Source organism: Zhihengliuella salsuginis (assembly GCF_014651715.1).
Classification (GTDB): domain Bacteria; phylum Actinomycetota; class Actinomycetes; order Actinomycetales; family Micrococcaceae; genus Zhihengliuella; species Zhihengliuella salsuginis.
This window is the reverse complement of sequence record NZ_BMXK01000002.1, coordinates 137,942-153,909: the sequence shown is the minus strand read 5'-3', so window position 1 is coordinate 153,909 and position 15,968 is coordinate 137,942. Positions and strand designations below refer to the sequence as shown.

19 protein-coding genes and 1 riboswitch are annotated in these 15,968 nt (G+C 72.2%); of the genes, 1 reads left to right on the top strand and 18 read right to left on the bottom strand.

The genetic code is table 11. The features are described 5' to 3' along the window. Positions 1-28 precede the first annotated feature (28 nt). From trpC to hisI, 5 genes are all read right to left on the bottom strand, one after another. Positions 29-871, bottom strand: coding sequence for an indole-3-glycerol phosphate synthase TrpC (gene trpC, locus IE069_RS02795; RefSeq protein ID WP_189348595.1), 843 nt, complete (start codon positions 869-871; stop codon positions 29-31). A 2-nt stretch (positions 872-873) separates the two neighbouring features. After that, a complete protein-coding gene (locus tag IE069_RS02790) occupies positions 874-1,137 on the bottom strand; it encodes an HGxxPAAW family protein (RefSeq protein ID WP_189348594.1) in 264 nt (87 codons plus the stop codon). A 123-nt stretch (positions 1,138-1,260) separates the two neighbouring features. Continuing rightward, the gene (locus tag IE069_RS02785) at positions 1,261-1,839 is read right to left on the bottom strand and encodes a Trp biosynthesis-associated membrane protein (protein WP_229790919.1); all 579 of its coding nucleotides are present in this window, start codon (positions 1,837-1,839) and stop codon (positions 1,261-1,263) included. Beyond that, complete coding sequence (locus tag IE069_RS02780) at positions 1,839-3,419, bottom strand: anthranilate synthase component I (protein WP_189348592.1); 1,581 nt, start codon at positions 3,417-3,419, stop codon at positions 1,839-1,841. The genes IE069_RS02785 and IE069_RS02780 overlap by 1 nt, the downstream gene beginning before the upstream one ends. Before the next feature lie 3 nt (positions 3,420-3,422). Next, positions 3,423-3,842, bottom strand: a complete 420-nt coding sequence (gene hisI, locus IE069_RS02775; protein ID WP_189348591.1) for a phosphoribosyl-AMP cyclohydrolase — start codon at positions 3,840-3,842, stop codon at positions 3,423-3,425. A 188-nt stretch (positions 3,843-4,030) separates the two neighbouring features. Here hisI and IE069_RS02770 point away from each other — a divergent pair, with 188 nt between their 5' ends. Continuing rightward, complete coding sequence (locus IE069_RS02770) at positions 4,031-4,672, top strand: TIGR03085 family metal-binding protein (RefSeq protein WP_189348590.1); 642 nt, start codon at positions 4,031-4,033, stop codon at positions 4,670-4,672. Positions 4,673-4,682: 10 nt separating this feature from the next. Here IE069_RS02770 and IE069_RS02765 read toward each other — a convergent pair whose 3' ends face one another. The 13 genes from IE069_RS02765 to def all read right to left on the bottom strand — a co-directional run bounded on the left by IE069_RS02765 (position 4,683) and on the right by def (position 15,940). Then, positions 4,683-5,435, bottom strand: a complete 753-nt coding sequence (locus tag IE069_RS02765; RefSeq protein WP_189348589.1) for a GNAT family N-acetyltransferase — start codon at positions 5,433-5,435, stop codon at positions 4,683-4,685. 22 nt (positions 5,436-5,457) lie between these two features. After that, a complete protein-coding gene (hisF, locus tag IE069_RS02760) occupies positions 5,458-6,228 on the bottom strand; it encodes an imidazole glycerol phosphate synthase subunit HisF (protein WP_189348588.1) in 771 nt (256 codons plus the stop codon). A gap of 13 nt (positions 6,229-6,241) precedes the next feature. Beyond that, positions 6,242-7,090, bottom strand: a complete 849-nt coding sequence (gene hisG, locus IE069_RS02755) for an ATP phosphoribosyltransferase (protein ID WP_189348587.1) — start codon at positions 7,088-7,090, stop codon at positions 6,242-6,244. Positions 7,091-7,171: 81 nt separating this feature from the next. Then, positions 7,172-7,435, bottom strand: coding sequence for a phosphoribosyl-ATP diphosphatase (locus tag IE069_RS02750; RefSeq protein WP_189348586.1), 264 nt, complete (start codon positions 7,433-7,435; stop codon positions 7,172-7,174). Positions 7,436-7,555: 120 nt separating this feature from the next. Beyond that, positions 7,556-8,029, bottom strand: coding sequence for a 6,7-dimethyl-8-ribityllumazine synthase (gene ribH, locus IE069_RS02745; RefSeq protein WP_189348585.1), 474 nt, complete (start codon positions 8,027-8,029; stop codon positions 7,556-7,558). Positions 8,030-8,076: 47 nt separating this feature from the next. Next, positions 8,077-9,357, bottom strand: a complete 1,281-nt coding sequence (ribB, locus tag IE069_RS02740) for a 3,4-dihydroxy-2-butanone-4-phosphate synthase (RefSeq protein ID WP_189348584.1) — start codon at positions 9,355-9,357, stop codon at positions 8,077-8,079. Next, on the bottom strand, positions 9,354-9,986 hold the full coding sequence (locus tag IE069_RS02735; RefSeq protein ID WP_189348583.1) for a riboflavin synthase: 633 nt from the start codon (positions 9,984-9,986) through the stop codon (positions 9,354-9,356). The genes ribB and IE069_RS02735 overlap by 4 nt, the downstream gene beginning before the upstream one ends. 61 nt (positions 9,987-10,047) lie before the next feature. Then, positions 10,048-11,145 carry a bifunctional diaminohydroxyphosphoribosylaminopyrimidine deaminase/5-amino-6-(5-phosphoribosylamino)uracil reductase RibD gene (ribD, locus tag IE069_RS02730; protein WP_189348582.1) on the bottom strand — a complete coding sequence of 366 codons (1,098 nt, stop codon included), beginning with the start codon at positions 11,143-11,145 and terminating at the stop codon, positions 10,048-10,050. Continuing rightward, positions 11,142-11,909: a nicotinamide riboside transporter PnuC gene (gene pnuC / locus IE069_RS02725; RefSeq protein WP_189348581.1), complete on the bottom strand. Its 768-nt coding sequence runs from the start codon at positions 11,907-11,909 to the stop codon at positions 11,142-11,144. Before pnuC ends, ribD begins: the two co-directional genes overlap by 4 nt. Before the next feature lie 89 nt (positions 11,910-11,998). Beyond that, positions 11,999-12,155: riboswitch (FMN riboswitch) on the bottom strand. Positions 12,156-12,172: 17 nt separating this feature from the next. Beyond that, complete coding sequence (rpe, locus tag IE069_RS02720) at positions 12,173-12,847, bottom strand: ribulose-phosphate 3-epimerase (protein WP_189348580.1); 675 nt, start codon at positions 12,845-12,847, stop codon at positions 12,173-12,175. Between the two features lie 35 nt (positions 12,848-12,882). Further along, the gene (locus IE069_RS02715; RefSeq protein ID WP_189348579.1) at positions 12,883-14,391 is read right to left on the bottom strand and encodes an RsmB/NOP family class I SAM-dependent RNA methyltransferase; all 1,509 of its coding nucleotides are present in this window, start codon (positions 14,389-14,391) and stop codon (positions 12,883-12,885) included. After that, positions 14,388-15,368, bottom strand: a complete 981-nt coding sequence (locus tag IE069_RS02710; protein ID WP_189348578.1) for a methionyl-tRNA formyltransferase — start codon at positions 15,366-15,368, stop codon at positions 14,388-14,390. The genes IE069_RS02715 and IE069_RS02710 overlap by 4 nt, the downstream gene beginning before the upstream one ends. Further along, on the bottom strand, positions 15,365-15,940 hold the full coding sequence (gene def, locus IE069_RS02705) for a peptide deformylase (protein WP_189348577.1): 576 nt from the start codon (positions 15,938-15,940) through the stop codon (positions 15,365-15,367). Before def ends, IE069_RS02710 begins: the two co-directional genes overlap by 4 nt. Between the last annotated feature and the right edge of the window lie 28 nt (positions 15,941-15,968).

The window sequence follows — 15,968 nt, the reverse complement described above, 5'->3', positions numbered from 1 at the left end:
GGATGTTGTCTTCCTTGCGCCGGGCGCTTCAGGCCCGGGCTCGGGCCGGCTTCGCGGCGCTGCCCTGGGCAACGAACGAAGCGATGGCCTGCTGCGGGCTGTTGTCTATCACGAGTGCCTCGCCCACGAGGATCGCGTCGGCGCCCTTCGCTGCGAATCCGACGGCGTCCTCGACTCCGCGGACGCCGGATTCGGCGACGATCACGGCGTCTGCGGGAATGCGGTCGGCCAGACGGGCGAAGGTGCCCCGGTCGACCTCGAGCGTTTTCAGGTTGCGCACGTTCACGCCGATGATCCGCGCGCCGACGGCCACCGCCCGGTCGATCTCCTCCTCCGTGTGCGCCTCGACGAGTGCCTCCATGCCGAGGTCGCGCGTCAACGCGAGGAACTCGGCGAGCTGCCCATCGCTCAGTGCGGCGACGATCAGGAGGACCAGGTCGGCGCCGTGGGCGCGCGCCTCGTGGATCTGGTAGGCCTCGACGGTGAAGTCCTTGCGCAGCAGGGGCAGCTCGACGGCGGCGCGGACGGCGTCGAAGTCCTCGAGCGATCCCCCGAAACGGCGCTGCTCGGTCAGGACGGAGATCACCGAGGCGCCGCCCTCCTCGTACTGGCGCGCGAGCTCGGACGGCTCGGGGATGTCCGCCAGGGCGCCCTTGGACGGGCTCTTGCGCTTGACCTCGGAGATCACGCGCAGACGGGTATCGCGTTCGGCCCCGGGGTCCCCGTCGCGCACGCCGCCGAGCGCCGCGAAGGCATCCCGCGCCGCGGGAGCTGCGGCGGCGAGGGACGCGATCTCGTCGTCGCCGAGGAGGGCGCGCCGCGCCTCGAGGTCCTCACGGACGCCGGCGATGATGTCGTCGAGAACGCTCACGATCAGTGCGAGGACTTGGACTTGGCGCCGCCGACGCCGAACCCGGCCTTCTTGAGGATCCAGCCGAGGATCAGGCCGGCGAGGATGATCACGATGCCGACGGACAGGACGATCATGTTCGCGATCGTGAAACCGACGCAGCCCACGGCGAAGCCCAGGAGCATGACGGCCACCATCGACCAGGCGGCGACGCTGTTGCCGTGGCCCGGCTGCTCCGCGTGCATCGGGTCGATCGCTTGTGTTGTCTGAGTAGTGGCGTTAGCCATGATCGTTTGACTCCTTGTGGGTGCGGGCGGGGATTTCGCCCCTTTGTAGAACTACATCCATTCTGCCACTGATCGACGTGCTTTGCGTCCTCGGTGACCTCTCGCGCGTCCGGCCGCGCGCGCTCAGCGGGTGGGGTCCTCGCCGCGCGAGAGCCGGTCCCACCCGTCGATCTCGTCGACGCGCGAGTCGTCGTCGGCCGCGGCCTCCGGAGCCGCGGGCTGCTCCCCCGCAGCGGCGTACTTGCGGCTGTCCGCCCAGCGGCGCGCGCTGACGGCGACGAGCAGTCCAGCGACGACGATCCAGACGCCGGCGGCGATCCCGACGACCGGCCAGGCCGAGGTCTCGTAGTCGGCGAGGATCTGCGCGGTCCCGGCGGCCTCGCCGACCAGACCCGCGGCGGCGGACTCGGGGTCCCCGAGGACCGACGCCGCGGCGAAACCGACCCCGGTGCCGGCCGCCACGAGCAGGGCGGCGATGATGTACCGGGCGATGCGCCCGGCGATCGACAGGCTGATGCTCGCGGCCAGCGCCACGATCGCCAGCGCCGAGACGCTGGTCGCAGCATCCGATCCCGGGACGACGACGGTGCTCTGCACGATCGCGGACTCCGCCGGGGTGACCGTGATCCAGGTCCGGGTCACGGTCAGCAGGGCCAGCAGCGCGCCGGCCAGCCCCGTGAAGACGGCCGCTCTCCGCGACATCACGCCCCCTCCCCGCCGGTGCCGGCGGCCCGGTGCCCGGCCATCGTCCCGGCCGCCCAGACGGCCCTCAGCGGCGCGGCGGACTTGTTGACCGTCTCCAGGGCCTCGGCGTCGAGGTCGGAGTCGTTGACGATGCCGCCGCCGGCCTGGACGTAGGCCGTCCCGCCCTTGATCAGGGCCGAGCGGATGGCGATCGCCATGTCCATGTCGCCCGCGAAGTCGAGGTAGCCGACGACGCCGCCGTAGACGCCGCGCCGGTGCGGTTCGAACTCGTCGAGCAACTGCAGGGCGCGCGGCTTCGGCGCCCCCGAGAGCGTCCCGGCGGGGAAGGTCGCGGCCAGCACGTCGTAGGCCGTGGCGTCGTCGCGCAGGTGGCCGACCACGTTGCTCACCAGGTGCATGATGTGGCTGAAGCGCTCGACCTCCATGAACTGCGTGACGTCGACGGTTCCGGCGTCGCAGACCTTCGAGAGGTCGTTGCGCGAGAGGTCCACGAGCATCAGGTGCTCGGCCCGCTCCTTCTCGTCCGCCAGGAGGTCCTTCTCCATCAGGGCGTCGTCCTCGTGGGTGGCCCCGCGGGGGCGGGACCCGGCGATCGGGTGGGTGACGACGTCGCGGTCGTCGACCGTCACCAGCGCCTCCGGGGAGGAGCCCACGATCGAGTAGGTGCCGCCGTCGTCGTCCGCCATCGTGTACAGGTACATGTACGGGCTCGGGTTGGTCGTGCGCAGGACGCGGTAGACGTCCAGGGGGTCCGCCTCGGTGGCGAGTTCGAACCGGCGCGAGACGACAACCTGGAAGACTTCGCCGTCGACGATCGCCTCCTTGCCGCGCAGGATGGCCTGGCGGTACGAGTCCTCGTCCCAGCTGTGGGTGACGGCGCGCATCAGCTCGCCGGCGTCGACGTCGGCGCCGGAGAACGTCGAGGTCGTCGTGGCGACGGGACCGTTCAGTGCCGCGAGCATGGCCTGGAGCCGCTCGACGGCGGCGTCGTACGCCTCGTCGACGCCGGTGTCCGCGCCGTTGTGGTTGATCGCATTGGCGATCAGCGTGACGGTGCTGTCGGTGTTGTCGTGCACGGCCATGTCGCCGACGAGGTTCATCGCCAGCTCCGGCAGGTGCAGGTCGTCGACGGGCGGGTCGGGCAGCTTCTCCCAGTGGCGGACGCAGTCCCAGCCGACGAACCCCACCATGCCGCTGGTCAGCGGGGGCATGCCCGGCAGGGGCTCGGTGCGCAGGGCCGCGACCGTGTCCCGCAGGACGTCGACGGCGAGCCCGTCGGAGGGCAGGCCGACGGGCACGTCGCCCGTCCAGTGCGCGGCGCCGTCGCGGGCGGTCAGGGTGGCGGGCGAGCGCACCCCGATGAACGAGTGCCGGCTCCAGACGCCGCCGGCCGCCGCCGACTCCATCAGGAACGTGCCGGGCCGGCCGCCGGCCAGCCGCTCGTAGATCGAGATCGGCGTCAGGCTGTCGGCCAGGACCTTCAGCGTCACGGGGATGACGCGCCGGCCGGAGGCCAGATCCCGGAACTCCTCTTTGCTCGGGCTGATCACGCCGAGCCCGCGGACGTTTCCGCTCATGCCCTACTCCCCTTCCCGCTCGTCGTCGCCCACGACAGCCTCGAGCTCGCGGCCCGTGAAGCAGGTGGGGGTACCGGTGTGGCAGGCCGGGCCGATCTGCTCGACCATCACGAGCAGCGCGTCGCCGTCGCAGTCGAGGCTGACGCCCTTGACGGTCTGGGTGTGACCGGAGGTGTCGCCCTTGCGCCAGTACTCGGCGCGGGATCGGGACCAGAAGGTCACGCGGCCGGTCGTCAGAGTCCGGTGCAGGGCCTCCTCGTCCATCCAGCCGAGCATGAGGACCTCGCGGGTGTCGTGCTGCTGCACGACGGCGGCGACGAGGCCGTCGCCGTCCTTCTTCAGGCGCGCTGCGAGGTCGGGATCGAGATTCCCGACAATGCGGCCGGCGGTCTTTTCAGCGGGGATTTCAGGGTTCGCGGACATCGCCTGCCAGTCTAGTGCTCCGGCGGCCCGATGCCCCACCAGGTGACCCTCCGGGTCGTGTCGACACGACCCGCGACACGCCCCGACGGGAGGTCCTTCGGGGTCCCACCTCGCAGTCCGTCGAAACGTTACGAGATACGGCACCGCGTACCCGGACACGGCCTGCCGGTCGTGTTACTTTCGAGTTGATGAGATTCGTTCCACCGTCACGCGAAATGCTCGCCGAGACCCTGCTCGCAGCAGGCCCCTCGGCTGAAACGCTGTGCGATGGATGGGAATGCCGCCACCTCGCGGCGCACCTGGTTCTACGCGAGCACCACGCGCTCGCCGCCGGCATCGCCGGAGGACCGCTGGAGAAGCCGATGATGCGCCTGCTCGACAAATGGGCGGACGAGGCCCGCAGCATCCCGGGCTACCAGCGGCTGGTCGAACGCTTCGCCGCCGGTCCCGGCAGCTTCTCGCCGTTCGCCATCGGCCGCGTGGAACGTGCGGCGAATCTCACCGAGTTCTTCGTGCACACCGAGGACATCCGACGCGCCCACGAACGCTGGGCGCCGCGCGTGCTGGACCGGGAGTACTCCGAACGGCTCTGGTCCGCGCTCACGCGCGTCTCGTCGCTGCTGTACCGCGGCGTCGACGTCGGCGTCATCCTGGTCCGGCCCGACGGCAAGCGCCACGTCGCCAAGAAGGCCAACACCTCCGTCGCCATCACGGGCGAGCCGTCGGAACTGCTGATGCACGGCTCCGGGCGGCGCGACCACGCCCTGGTCACCTTCGAGGGGACCGACGACGCCGTCGCGCTGCTGTCGGACGTCTCCGTCAGCCGCTGACCGCGCCCGTTCAGCGCCCGGCGCGCAGGGTCCGGTAGTAGTACGACGACGCGGTGGTGAAGCCCAGCTCGTTGTAGAGCTGGATCGCGGCGGTGTTCGACTCGCGCACCTGCAGCCACAGCCCGGTCAACGATTCGAGCGAGGCGGTGCGCAGCACGGCCCGCATGATCCGGCGCGAGTAGCCGTTGCGGCGCGCCTCGGGCCGGGTGACGACGCAGTAGATGCCGCCGAATCTCCCCTGCTCGCCCTCGTCCTCCTGCGTGACGAGCGCCAGCCGGGCGATGGCCTCGGTCCGGCCGTCGACCCGCAGGGAGAAGTAGAGCGCGTCCACGCCCGTCAGAATGAACTTTGAGACGCGCCGGTCCTCGGGGCCCTCCGGTCCCTCCTGCGACCAGAACAGCTCGAGCCACTCCTGGTCCGGTTCCCCCGCCACATCGATCCCGGAATCCGGGTGGGCGACCACGTCCACGTCCGAGAGCTCGCTGCCGTGCAGGATCTGGACGAGCGTCGGCGAGCCCACGGTGTAGCCGCGGTCGGCCAGCAGGGCGTCCAGCTCCTCCGGCTGGGCGACCGCCGTGATCTGGAAGGCCGTGTTGATCCACCGGGCGGAGTTCCGCTCCTCGACCTCCGTGATGGCGCCCGGCACGTCCGCCGGCGCACGCACCGGGAGGACCGAGTTCGCCCGCTGCGTCACGCCGCCCGAGAAGCGCAGCCGCCAGCCGGCGATCTCGCCGCGTTCGACGGCCGGCCAGCCGGCGTCCATGAGGACGTTGAGGAGGCGGGGATCAGCGAACAGGGAAACCGGCCTCCCGGATGGCCTGCTTCACCTGGGCGATCATGTCGACCGGACCGAAGTGGAAGATCGACGCCGCCAGCACGGCGTCCGCGCCGGCCTCGATCGCCGGCGGGAAGTGCGCCGGCCCCCCGGCGCCCCCGGAGGCGATGAGCGGCACGTCGACCGCGGCGCGCACGGCGCGGATCATCTCGAGGTCGAACCCCGCCTTGGTCCCGTCGGCGTCGATCGAGTTCAGCAGGATCTCGCCGACGCCGCGCCCGGCCGCCTCGGCGGCCCAGGCGACGGCGTCGATCCCCGTCCCCGTGCGACCGCCGTGCGTGGTCACCTCGTAGCCGGATTCGACCTGCGGATCGTCGGTGCGGCGGGCATCGAGCGACAGCACGAGCACCTGGGATCCGAACCGGTCCGTGATCTCGCTGATTACCTCGGGCCGGTTCACCGCCGCCGTGTTGATCGAGGCCTTGTCCGCGCCGGAGCGCAGGAGACGGTCGACGTCGTCGGCCGTCCGGACTCCGCCGCCCACCGTCAACGGGATGAAGACCTCCTCGGCGGTCTGCCCGACGACGTCGAACGTCGTCTCGCGGTCGCTCGAGGACGCGGTGACGTCGAGGAAGGTCAGTTCGTCGGCCCCGGCCGCGTTGTAGCGCTTGGCCAGCTCGACGGGGTCCCCGGCATCGCGCAGGCCCTCGAAGTTGACGCCCTTGACGACCCGGCCGGCGTCGACGTCGAGGCACGGGATCACTCGGATGGCAACGCTCATGGTTCGTTCTCCCCTAGATGCGGCAGGCGTGGATCTGGCTGACCAGAATCGCGCGTGCGCCCAGATCGTAGAGCTCGTCCATCATCGAGTTGGTCTGGCTCTTCTTGACCATGGACCGCACGGCCACCCAGTCCGAGTCCCGCAGCGGCGAGACCGTCGGGGACTCGAGCCCCGGCGTCAGGGCGCAGGCCTGCTCGACGAGGTCGCGGGTGATGTCGTAGTCGAGCATGACGTAGCGGCTGGCGACGAGCACGCTGTTCAGGCGGCGCTTGAGCACCTCGATGCCCGCCGGCTTCTCCCCTGCGCGTCCGATCAGCACGGCCTCCGAGGCCAGGATCGGCTCGCCGAACGTCTCCATGCCGGCCGCCTTGAGCGTGTTGCCGGTCTCGACGACGTCGGCGATGGCGTCCGCCACACCGAGGCGCACCGAGGACTCGACGGCACCGTCGAGCCGCACGACCTCGGCGTCGATCCCGCGGTCGGCGAGGTAGCCGCGCAGCAGGCCGTCGTAGCTGGTGGCGATACGCTTGCCGTCGAGCTCCGACTCGGAGGTGAAGTGCCCCACGGGGCCGGCGAAACGGAAGGTCGAGGCGCCGAGGCCCAGGGGCAGGACCTCTGCGGCGTCGGAGTCGACCTCCGCGTCGAGGAACAGGTCGCGCCCGGTGATGCCGACGTCGAGGATGCCGCGGCCGACGTAGACGGCGATGTCACGGGGCCGGAGGTAGAAGAATTCGATGTCGTTCTCGGCGTCGACGATCGCCAGCTCGCGCTTGTCGCGGCGCTGGAGGTAGCCGGCCTCGGTGAGCATGGAGGTGGCGGCGTCGGACAGGGCGCCCTTGTTGGGGACTGCTACTCGCAACATGTTGTAGATCCTTCGGTGTGGTCTCTGGTGAACGGACGATGTTTTCAGGCAACGAGCCGCCGGGCCGAAACCGGCCGGCGGCTACAAATGCTTGTACACGTCCTCCAGCGACAGACCCTTGGCCAGCATCAGGACCTGGAGGTGGTAGAGCAGCTGCGAGATCTCCTCGGCCGCTTCGGCATCGGATTCGTACTCGGCGGCCATCCAGACCTCGGCCGCCTCTTCCACGATCTTCTTCCCGATGCCGTGGACACCCGAATCCAGCTCGGTCACAGTGCGGGAGCCCTCCGGGCGCTGCTCCGCTTTGTCGGCCAGTTCGGCGAAGAGGGTGTCAAAGGTTTTCACCCCTCAACCCTAACGGTTCCGTCCGAACGCCCGGGCACCGCGCCGACGTATGTGACGAACGACAAGACCCGCCGCACCCCGCGCTCCGGGTACGGCGGGTCCGCCGGCCGGGGCGGCCGGTCAGCTCGCGGCGAGCACGGCCGCTGTCTGCAGCGCCGCCGCGGTCGCCTCGTACCCCTTGTCCTCCTTCGAGCCTTGGAGCCCGGCCCGGTCCAGGGCCTGCTGCTCGTCGTCGCAGGTGAGCACGCCGAAACCGACGGGGACGCCGGTCCGCACGGAGACATCGGTCAGCCCGGCGGTGGCCCCCTGGCAGACGTAGTCGAAGTGCGGCGTGCCGCCGCGGATCACGACGCCGAGAGCGACGACGGCGTCGTACTGCGGGGCCAGGCGCGCGGCCGCGACGGGCAGCTCGAAGGTGCCCGGCACCCGCACGATCGTCGCCTCGGCGGACGCGTCGGCGACGGCGCGCTCCGCGCCGGCGACGAGGCCGTCCATGATCTGCGTGTGCCAGCGCGCCGCGATGATCGCGACCTTGAGTCCGGCCGACGCCGCGAGTTCCTCCGCGCCGGTCTGCGGCGCTCCGTGTCCTGCCATGGTCTTCCTCTTCTCCTGTGGTGTCCGGCGGCCCGTGCGGGGCCGGGCTAGATGTCGAACGTGGTCGTGTCGAAGCTGTGGTCCATCCGCTCGCGCTTGGTCTTCAGATAGCGCGTGTTCTCGGGGCGGGCGGGGATGAGCGCGCGGACCGTCTCGACGACGTCGATCCCCGCCTGGTGCAGCCAGCTCGTCTTGACCGGGTTGTTGGTCAGCAGGCGGATCCTGGTCAGCCCGAGGGAGCAGAGGATGCCGACAGCCGCGTCGTAGTTGCGCCCGTCGACGGGGAGCCCCAGCTGCTCGTTGGCCTCCACGGTATCGGCGCCGCCGTCCTGGAGGGCGTAGGCCCGGATCTTGTTCGCGAGCCCGATGCCGCGGCCCTCGTGACCGCGCAGGTACACGACCGTTCCTCCCTCGGCCGCGACCCGTCCGAGCGCGGTGTCCAGTTGTTCGCCGCAGTCGCAGCGGTAGGAGCCGAACACGTCCCCGGTCAGGCACTCGGAATGCAGGCGCACCAGCGGCTCGTGCCCGCCGGCCGGGCCGGTGCCGGGGTGCGAGAGCGTGAGGTGCTCGTCGCCGGTGGCGTGGTCGGACCAGACCCGCACCGTGAACGTCCCATGCGGGGTCGGCACCTCGACGGCAGGCCCGGCCGAGACGACCTCCTCCCCCGGCGCGCCGGGCGGGGCCGCCTCCGGCGCTTCGGGGACGACGGCGCCCGCCCGTGCAAGGTGGGCGGCCAGGCCCTCGATGCTCACCAGGGGGACGCCCCACGCATCGGCGAACTCCCGGAGGGCGGGCAGCCGCATCATCGTGCCGTCGTCGTGCACGACCTCGGCGATGACGCCCGCAGGCTGCAGGCCGGCGAGCCGGCACAGGTCCACGGACGCCTCGGTGTGCCCGCGGCGGGCGAGGACGCCGCCGTCGGCGGCGCGCAGCGGGAAGAGGTGCCCCGGGCGGGTGAAGTCGCCGGCCGTGGCCGCCGTGTCGGCGAGCAGCCGGGCGGTCAGGGCGCGGTCGGCGCCGCTGATGCCCGTGCTCACGCCCGCGGCCGCGTCGCAGGAGACGGTGTAGGCGGTGCCCTTGGCGTCCTCGTTGACCTCCACCATGGGCGGCAGGCCCAGCGCGTCGGCGCGGTCGCCGGCGAGCGGCGCGCAGACGACGCCGGAGCTGTAGCGGACCGTCCAGCCCATGAGCTCGGCGGTGGCGAATTCGGCCGCGAAGACGATGTCGCCCTCGTTCTCCCGGTCTGCGTCGTCGACGACGACCACGGGCCGCCCGGCGGCGATCGCCGCGACGGCCGCCTCGATGCCGTCCAGTTCGATGCCGCTCACGCGTCGCCTCCCGTCAGTCGCGCGAACGCGGTCAGCCGCTCGGCGTACTTGGCGATGACGTCGACCTCGAGGTTGACGCGGTCCCCGATGGCGCGGTCGCCCAGGACCGTCTCGCGCAGGGTCATCGGGATGAGGCCGACCTCGAACCACTGCTCGTCCTCGGCCGGCTCGGACACGGCCGTGACGGTCAGCGACACGCCGTCGATCGCGATGGAGCCCTTGCGGGCGACGTAGCGACTCAGAGGGGTCGGGACCGAGTAGCGCAGGCGCTCCCACTCCCCTTCGTCTTCGCGCTCGAGCAGGCGGCCCACGCCGTCGACGTGCCCCTGCACGATGTGGCCGTCGAGCCGCCCGTGGGCGGGCAGGCAGCGCTCCAGGTTGACCTCGTCGCCGACGGCGAGGGTGCCGGTCGTGGTCAGGTCCAGCGTCTCGCCGATGACGTCGAGGTCCAGGGAGTCGCCGTTGATCGCGGTCGCGGTCAGGCAGACGCCGTTGACGGAGATCGACCCGCCGAGCCCCAGGTCCTCGACGTGGCCGGGGGCGTCGAGGGTCAGCACGACGGTTCCGGTGCCGGGCTGCGCGACGACTGATTCGACGCGGCCCTTGCCGCTGATGATTCCGGTAAACATGGTTGTCCTTAGCTGGTTCAGAGGCCCGGTGACAGGCGCGTGAAGTGTGGAGTCGGAGGGCTCAGGCCGCAGGGGCCGGGCTGAGGTGGAGGACGACGTCGTCGCCGCACCGCTGGACCGCACCGTCGCCGACGTCGTCGTATTCGAACCGCTTGGCGTCGGCGAGGGACTCGATGCCCAGGTCGACGACGGCGGCGCGGCCGGCCCCCAGCATCAGGGGCGCCTGGTACAGCCAGATCTCGTCGACGAGGTCCGCGGCGAGGAACGCGCTGGCGATGGACGCCCCGCCCTCGATCATCACGTGGGCGATGCCCAGCGAGCCGAGCTCCGCGAGCGCCTCGCTCGGATGGCGCGTGCGGACGTGGTGGAAGTGCCCGTCGCCGATCATGGCCGCGCCGGCCGGGACGTCGCGGTGGCCCATCGCGACCCGCAGCGGCTGGCGGGGCGCGTCCGTCCCGTCCGCGAACCGCGCCGTCAGCCGCGGGTCGTCGGCGAGGACGGTCCCCGTCCCGACCACGATGGCGTCGGCGCGGGCACGCACCCGGTGGCTGTGATGCCGCGACGCGGGACCGGTGATCCACTGGCTCGTGCCGTCGGCGGCGGCGATCCGCCCGTCGAGTGTCTGCGCCAGGTGCAGCGTGGTGAAGGGGCGGGACGACGCCCGCGCGGCGAACCACCGGTGGTTCGCGGCCCGCGCGGCCCCGGCCCACCGGGGGTCGATGTCCTCGCCGGCGATGACCCGGCACCCGTGGGCGGCGAGCCACGCGGCGCCTCCCGCGGCCTCCCGCGTGGTGTCGGAGGCGCCGTACACCACGGTCCCGATGCCGGCGTCGCGGATCGCGTGCGAGCAGGGGCCCGTCCGGCCGCTGTGGTTGCAGGGTTCGAGGGTGACGACCATCGTCCACTCGGCCGGCCCGTTGCCGGGCAAGGCGTCGATCCGGCCGGAGTCGAGGTCGGCCCGGAGCTGGTTGAGCGCATCGGCTTCCGCGTGCGCGGTGCCGGCGCCCCGGTGGTGGCCGACGGCGAGCAGGCGCCCGGCCACGTCGACGACGACGGCGCCCACGATCGGGTTGGCGCCGCGGGTGCCGAGCCGGGCGGCCGCGATCGCGCGCCCGCCGATGTCCTTCAGGTCGAAGGGGAGCTGGTGGTTGCCGGTCATTCGGTCCCCCGCTCCGCAGCTGCCGCGGATTCGCGGGAGCCGGCCTGCTGCACGCGCGGGTCGGGCAGGCGCGTCTCGACCCGGGGCTTCTCCTGCACCTTGGCCCGCCACCACACGAAGAACCCGACCAGCGTGAACACGCCGTAGAACAGGTACATGAAGGCCGTGGCGTAGTAGCCGGCCGAGAACAGCAGGGGCACCCCGACGATGTCGACGGCGACCCAGACGAGCCAGAATTCGACCCACCCCTTGGCCATGCCGTAGGTCGCCAGCAGCGAGCCGACGAACGTCCAGGCGTCGGCCCAGACGGGTTCGTAGGAGCCGAGGGCGGTGAAGACCGGGGTGAGCGCGACGGTGCCGACGATCAGCGCGGCCGCGAGGCCGAGCCGCTGCGGACCGGTGGCCCAGCGCGGCGTGACGGCGTGGCCGGCGGCGGAGCCGTCGTCGTGCCCGGCCTGCTCGGCTCGGGCGGCGCGCCACTGGCGCCAGCCGTAGACCGCGACGGCGATGAACATGACCTGGCGTCCGGCCTGGCCGAGCAGGTTCGCGCTCCCGTCGTCGCCGAAGATGCTGCCCAGGAAGACCGTGAGCAGCAGCGCGTTGCCGATGATTCCGACGGGCCAGGCCCAGATCTTGCGGCGCATGCCGCCGAGGGCGCTGGCCAGGCCGAACGCGTTGCCGACGACCTCTCGGACCAGCAGGCCGCCTCCGCCGACGGGCAGGTACGCGTTGAAGATTTCTATGAGCCACCGCAGGGCGTCCATCGTTCCTCCTTCGAAGCTGCGGCGGCTCCGGGGGTACGACAGGTAGGCGGCGGCTCCGACACCGATGGCGCCGGACCGAGCCGTGGCTGTACGTGCTTCTCCCATCCAGACTTTAACTGTCGGTACCGGAATTTCACCGGTTCAACCGGCCATCCGCGGCGTCTCCCGTCGGGGAGGACGCCTCGAGACGGCCGGGTCGCGGACTGTCACCGCCGGTTCGGACTTTCACCGACCCCGGAGCACGTTGAGTTGTACGTTTTGAATTAGACCACAGGAGTATGCATCGTCGTGACCACGTTGCGCAACGTGTCGATGGCCACGCTCGGCTCGTCGGCCCCGTACACCGCGCTCCCGGCCACGAAGACGTCCGCGCCGGCCTCGGCCGCGCGCAGGATCGTGTCGCGGGAGATGCCGCCGTCGACCTGCAGGGCGATCGGCAGCCCGGAGCCCTCGATCGCCGCGCGGGTGCGGCGGATCTTCGGCAGCGTCATGTCCAGGAACGACTGGCCGCCGAAGCCGGGCTCGACGGTCATGATCAGGACCATGTCGAGCTCGGGCAGCATGTCGAGGTACGGCTCGATCGGCGTGGCCGGCCGCAGCGCCATCGCGGCGCGCGCCCCGGAGGAGCGCAGGTCGCGCGCGAGCTTGACGGGCGCGTTGGAGGCCTCCGCGTGGAAGGTCACGGACTGCGCGCCCGCCTCGGCGAACCCCGGCGCCCACCGGTCGACGTCCTCGATCATCAGGTGCACGTCCAGCGGCAGGCCGGAAACCTGCTGCAGCCGCTGCACGATCGGCAGCCCCAGCGTGAGGTTCGGCACGAAGTGGTTGTCCATCACGTCCACGTGGACCGCGTCGGCCGTGTGGATGCGGCGCAGTTCCGACTCCAGGTTGGCGAAGTCGGCGGAGAGGATGCTCGGGTGGATGCGGCAGTTGGTCATTGAGGTCCCTTGCGTGTCTTGGTCAGGCTCTCAGCCTAGGGTTCGAGGGTGAAGAGCGCCATGAACATGGCGTCCGTGGCGTGCACGTGCGGCCACAGCTGGGCCGTCCGCGCGCCGGGCACGGGTGCGCCGCGCCGGCCGGGGACGTCCGCCCCGGAGCCGGTCGGCTCCAGTGCGACGGCGTCCAGTGCCGCCTCGGCGTCGAGCGCGGTGAGCTTCGGGTGGCGGGCCAGGGCGTCCAGCACGACGGCGGTCGTCTCGGCCGGGTGCGGCGAGCACGTCACGTAGGCCAGGACGCCGCCGGGCCGCAGCGCGGCCACGGCCGCGTCGAGGAGGTCGGTCTGCAGTCCGGTGAGCTCCGGGATGTCGTCCGGGGTCTTGCGCCACCGCGATTCGGGCCGGCGGCGCAGCGCGCCGAGGCCGGAGCAGGGGGCGTCGAGCATGATGCGGTCGAACTTCGCGTCCTGCTGCCCGTAGCGGCGCCCGTCGCCGGCGACGACGCTCCACGCCGTCTCCGGCACGGCGGCCAGCGCGTTCTCGACCAGGGTGGCGCGGTGCGGTGCGACCTCGTTGGCCTCGAGGCGGGCCCCGCGCTGCGCGGCCAGGGCGCCGAGCAGGGCCGCCTTGCCGCCCGGGCCGGCGCACAGGTCCAGCCACCGGGAGTCCTCACCCGTCAACGGTGCCTCGGCGAGCGCGCGGGCGACGAGCTGCGAACCGGCGTCCTGCACCCGGACCGTGCCGGAACGCACCGGCTCGAGCCGCGAGGGGTCGCCGCCGTCGTACAGCACGGAATCGGGGGCGAGCGTTCCGGCAGTGCCGCCGTGTTCGAGGATCCCGCCGGTGTCGCCGAGTCCGGGCAGGGCGACGAGGTTGACGACGGGTGGCGCGTTGTCGGCGGCGAGCAGCTGCTCGATCTCGTCGACGCCGCGGCCGTGGGCGGCGAGCCCCTGGCGCAGGGCGCGCACGATCCACTCCGGGTGGCTGTGCGCGATGGCCGCGCGGGCGGTGTCGTCGGCGACGGACGCGGTCAGCTCCTGAGTCCACTCCTCGAGGCTCCGGGCGGAGACCTTGCGCAGCACGGCGTTGACGAGGCCGGACGCGCCGGCGCCGATCTCTGCGCGGGTCAGTGCCACCGTCTCGTCGAGGGCGGCGTGGTTCGGCACGCGCATGGCCAGCAGCTGGTGCGCCCCGAGGCGCAGCGCGTCGAGGACGGGGGCGTCCAGCCGCTTCAGCGGTCGGTCGACGCAGCGCGACAGGACGGCGTCGTACAGGCCCTGCCCGCGCAGGGCGCCGTAGGTGAGCTCCGTGGCGAAGCCGGCATCGCGGGCGCCGAGATTGTACCGGCGCAGGCGGGCCGGCAGCACGAGGTTGGCGTAGGCGTCGTCGGAGGAGACGGCGCGCAGGACCTCGAAGGCCACGAGGCGGGCCGGGTCGGCCCGGCGCTTGCGGGCGGCCGGGGCCGAGGAGCTGAAACTGCGGGTTCCGCCGCGGTTGCGCTCGCGGCCCTTGTCGTTGCGGCGCTGGCCGCCTTGCTGCGCGCTCATGCGAACTTCGCTTCCTGAGCCGCGCCGCCGCGTGCCCAATCGGTGGCCGGCATCATCTTCTTGCCGGCCGGCTGGACTGTTTCGAGCTCGATGGGGTGCGAGCCCGTCCCCACGAAGGGGCGGGGGTTCTTGCCGGGGACGATGAACACGCGGCCGGGTTCGAGCGCGGCGAGGGGCGGGTGCTCCTCGGCGAGCGCGCGGGTGGCCTCGCGCGTCGACGCCCCGTTCCAGGCGTCGCGGCGGAGCGGGCCGATCTTGAACCGGGCGCCGTCGAGAGTCGTCCACGCGCCGGGCTCGGGCGTGACACCGTTGATGCGGCGGCGGATGGCCAGGGCCGGCTGTGCGAAGTCGATGCGGCCGTCGTCGATGGTCAGCTTCGGCGCGTGTGTGGCATCGCCCGACTGCGGCACGGGGGCCAGCCGGCCGGCGTCGACGCCCGCGAGCGTCTGGGAGAGGAGGACGGACCCGGACTCGGCGAGGTCATCGAGCAGCTCGCCGCTCGTGGTCGACGGGTCGACGGCCTGCGTCAGCTGGCCGAACACGGGGCCCGTGTCGAGCCCGGCCTCCAGCTGGAAGGTGACCGCGCCCGTGACGTCGTCGCCGGCGATGACCGCGTGCTGGACGGGGGCCGCGCCGCGCCAGGCCGGAAGCAGGGAGAAGTGGAGGTTGATCCACCCGTGCTCGGGGATCGCGAGCGCGTCGGCCGGGACGAGCCCGCCGTAGGCGACGATCGCGGCCACATCGGCGCCGGCGGCGGCGATCGCCTCCTTCGCCGCGGGGGTGATCCGGTTGGCCTTGATCGTGGCCAGGCCGAGCTCGGCGGCGGCGGCGGCCACCGGAGAGGGGGTCAAGACGCGTTTGCGCCCCAGCGGGGCGTCCTCGCGCGTGAGGACGGCGACGACGTCGTACCCGTCCGCCACGAGGCGGCGCAGCGAGGGGACGGCGACGGCCGGCGTGCCGGCGAAGAGGACCTTCATCGCCCGCCCCCGTTCAGCGCGCCGCGGCCGAAGGCGCTGCCCACGCGCTCGGCGCGGGAGGCGACGGTGGAGCCGGAGACCCGGTTGAAATCGGCGGCGCGGATGCGGCGCATCGCGTCCTTGCGGGGCTCCCCGGCGAGCCGGTCGATGTAGAGCCGGCCGTCGAGGTGGTCGCACTCGTGCTGCAGGCAGCGTGCGAGCATCCCGGTGCCCTCGACCTCGACGGGGTTGCCGTCCACGTCCACGCCGCGGACCCGGGCCCGGTCCGGGCGCCCGGTCTCGTACCCGAGGCCCGGCACGGAGAGGCAGCCTTCGGATCCGAGCGGCTGGCGCTCGTCGGAGACCTCGATCACCGGGTTGACGACGTAGCCGGCGTGCCCGTCGATGTCGTAGGTGAACACCCTCAGCCCGACGCCCACCTGGGGCGCCGCGAGACCCGCGCCCTCGACGTCGCGCATGGTCTCCTCCATGTCCGCGACGAGGCGGGCCAGCTCGGGCCCGAACTCGGTGACTTCCTGGGCGGGTGAGCGCAGGACGGGATCGCCGACGATCCGGATCTGCAGTACGGCCACGTTCTGCTCCTCAGCTGCCGCGGGCGCC

What these genes read in the sequence shown, in the direction of transcription:
- IE069_RS02765 (WP_189348589.1), bottom strand. Translation starts at nt 5,435, where the DNA reads ATGGACGCCGGCTGGCCGGCCGTCGAACGCGGCGAGATCGCCGGCTGG.
- rpe (WP_189348580.1), bottom strand. Translation starts at nt 12,847, where the DNA reads ATGACCAACTGCCGCATCCACCCGAGCATCCTCTCCGCCGACTTCGCC.
- IE069_RS02790 (WP_189348594.1), bottom strand. Translation starts at nt 1,137, where the DNA reads ATGGCTAACGCCACTACTCAGACAACACAAGCGATCGACCCGATGCAC.
- IE069_RS02715 (WP_189348579.1), bottom strand. Translation starts at nt 14,391, where the DNA reads ATGAGCGCGCAGCAAGGCGGCCAGCGCCGCAACGACAAGGGCCGCGAG.
- IE069_RS02785 (WP_229790919.1), bottom strand. Translation starts at nt 1,839, where the DNA reads ATGTCGCGGAGAGCGGCCGTCTTCACGGGGCTGGCCGGCGCGCTGCTG.
- IE069_RS02780 (WP_189348592.1), bottom strand. Translation starts at nt 3,419, where the DNA reads ATGAGCGGAAACGTCCGCGGGCTCGGCGTGATCAGCCCGAGCAAAGAG.
- IE069_RS02710 (WP_189348578.1), bottom strand. Translation starts at nt 15,368, where the DNA reads ATGAAGGTCCTCTTCGCCGGCACGCCGGCCGTCGCCGTCCCCTCGCTG.
- hisG (WP_189348587.1), bottom strand. Translation starts at nt 7,090, where the DNA reads ATGTTGCGAGTAGCAGTCCCCAACAAGGGCGCCCTGTCCGACGCCGCC.
- hisI (WP_189348591.1), bottom strand. Translation starts at nt 3,842, where the DNA reads ATGTCCGCGAACCCTGAAATCCCCGCTGAAAAGACCGCCGGCCGCATT.
- ribD (WP_189348582.1), bottom strand. Translation starts at nt 11,145, where the DNA reads ATGACCGGCAACCACCAGCTCCCCTTCGACCTGAAGGACATCGGCGGG.
- IE069_RS02735 (WP_189348583.1), bottom strand. Translation starts at nt 9,986, where the DNA reads ATGTTTACCGGAATCATCAGCGGCAAGGGCCGCGTCGAATCAGTCGTC.
- IE069_RS02770 (WP_189348590.1), top strand. Translation starts at nt 4,031, where the DNA reads ATGAGATTCGTTCCACCGTCACGCGAAATGCTCGCCGAGACCCTGCTC.
- pnuC (WP_189348581.1), bottom strand. Translation starts at nt 11,909, where the DNA reads ATGGACGCCCTGCGGTGGCTCATAGAAATCTTCAACGCGTACCTGCCC.
- ribH (WP_189348585.1), bottom strand. Translation starts at nt 8,029, where the DNA reads ATGGCAGGACACGGAGCGCCGCAGACCGGCGCGGAGGAACTCGCGGCG.
- hisF (WP_189348588.1), bottom strand. Translation starts at nt 6,228, where the DNA reads ATGAGCGTTGCCATCCGAGTGATCCCGTGCCTCGACGTCGACGCCGGC.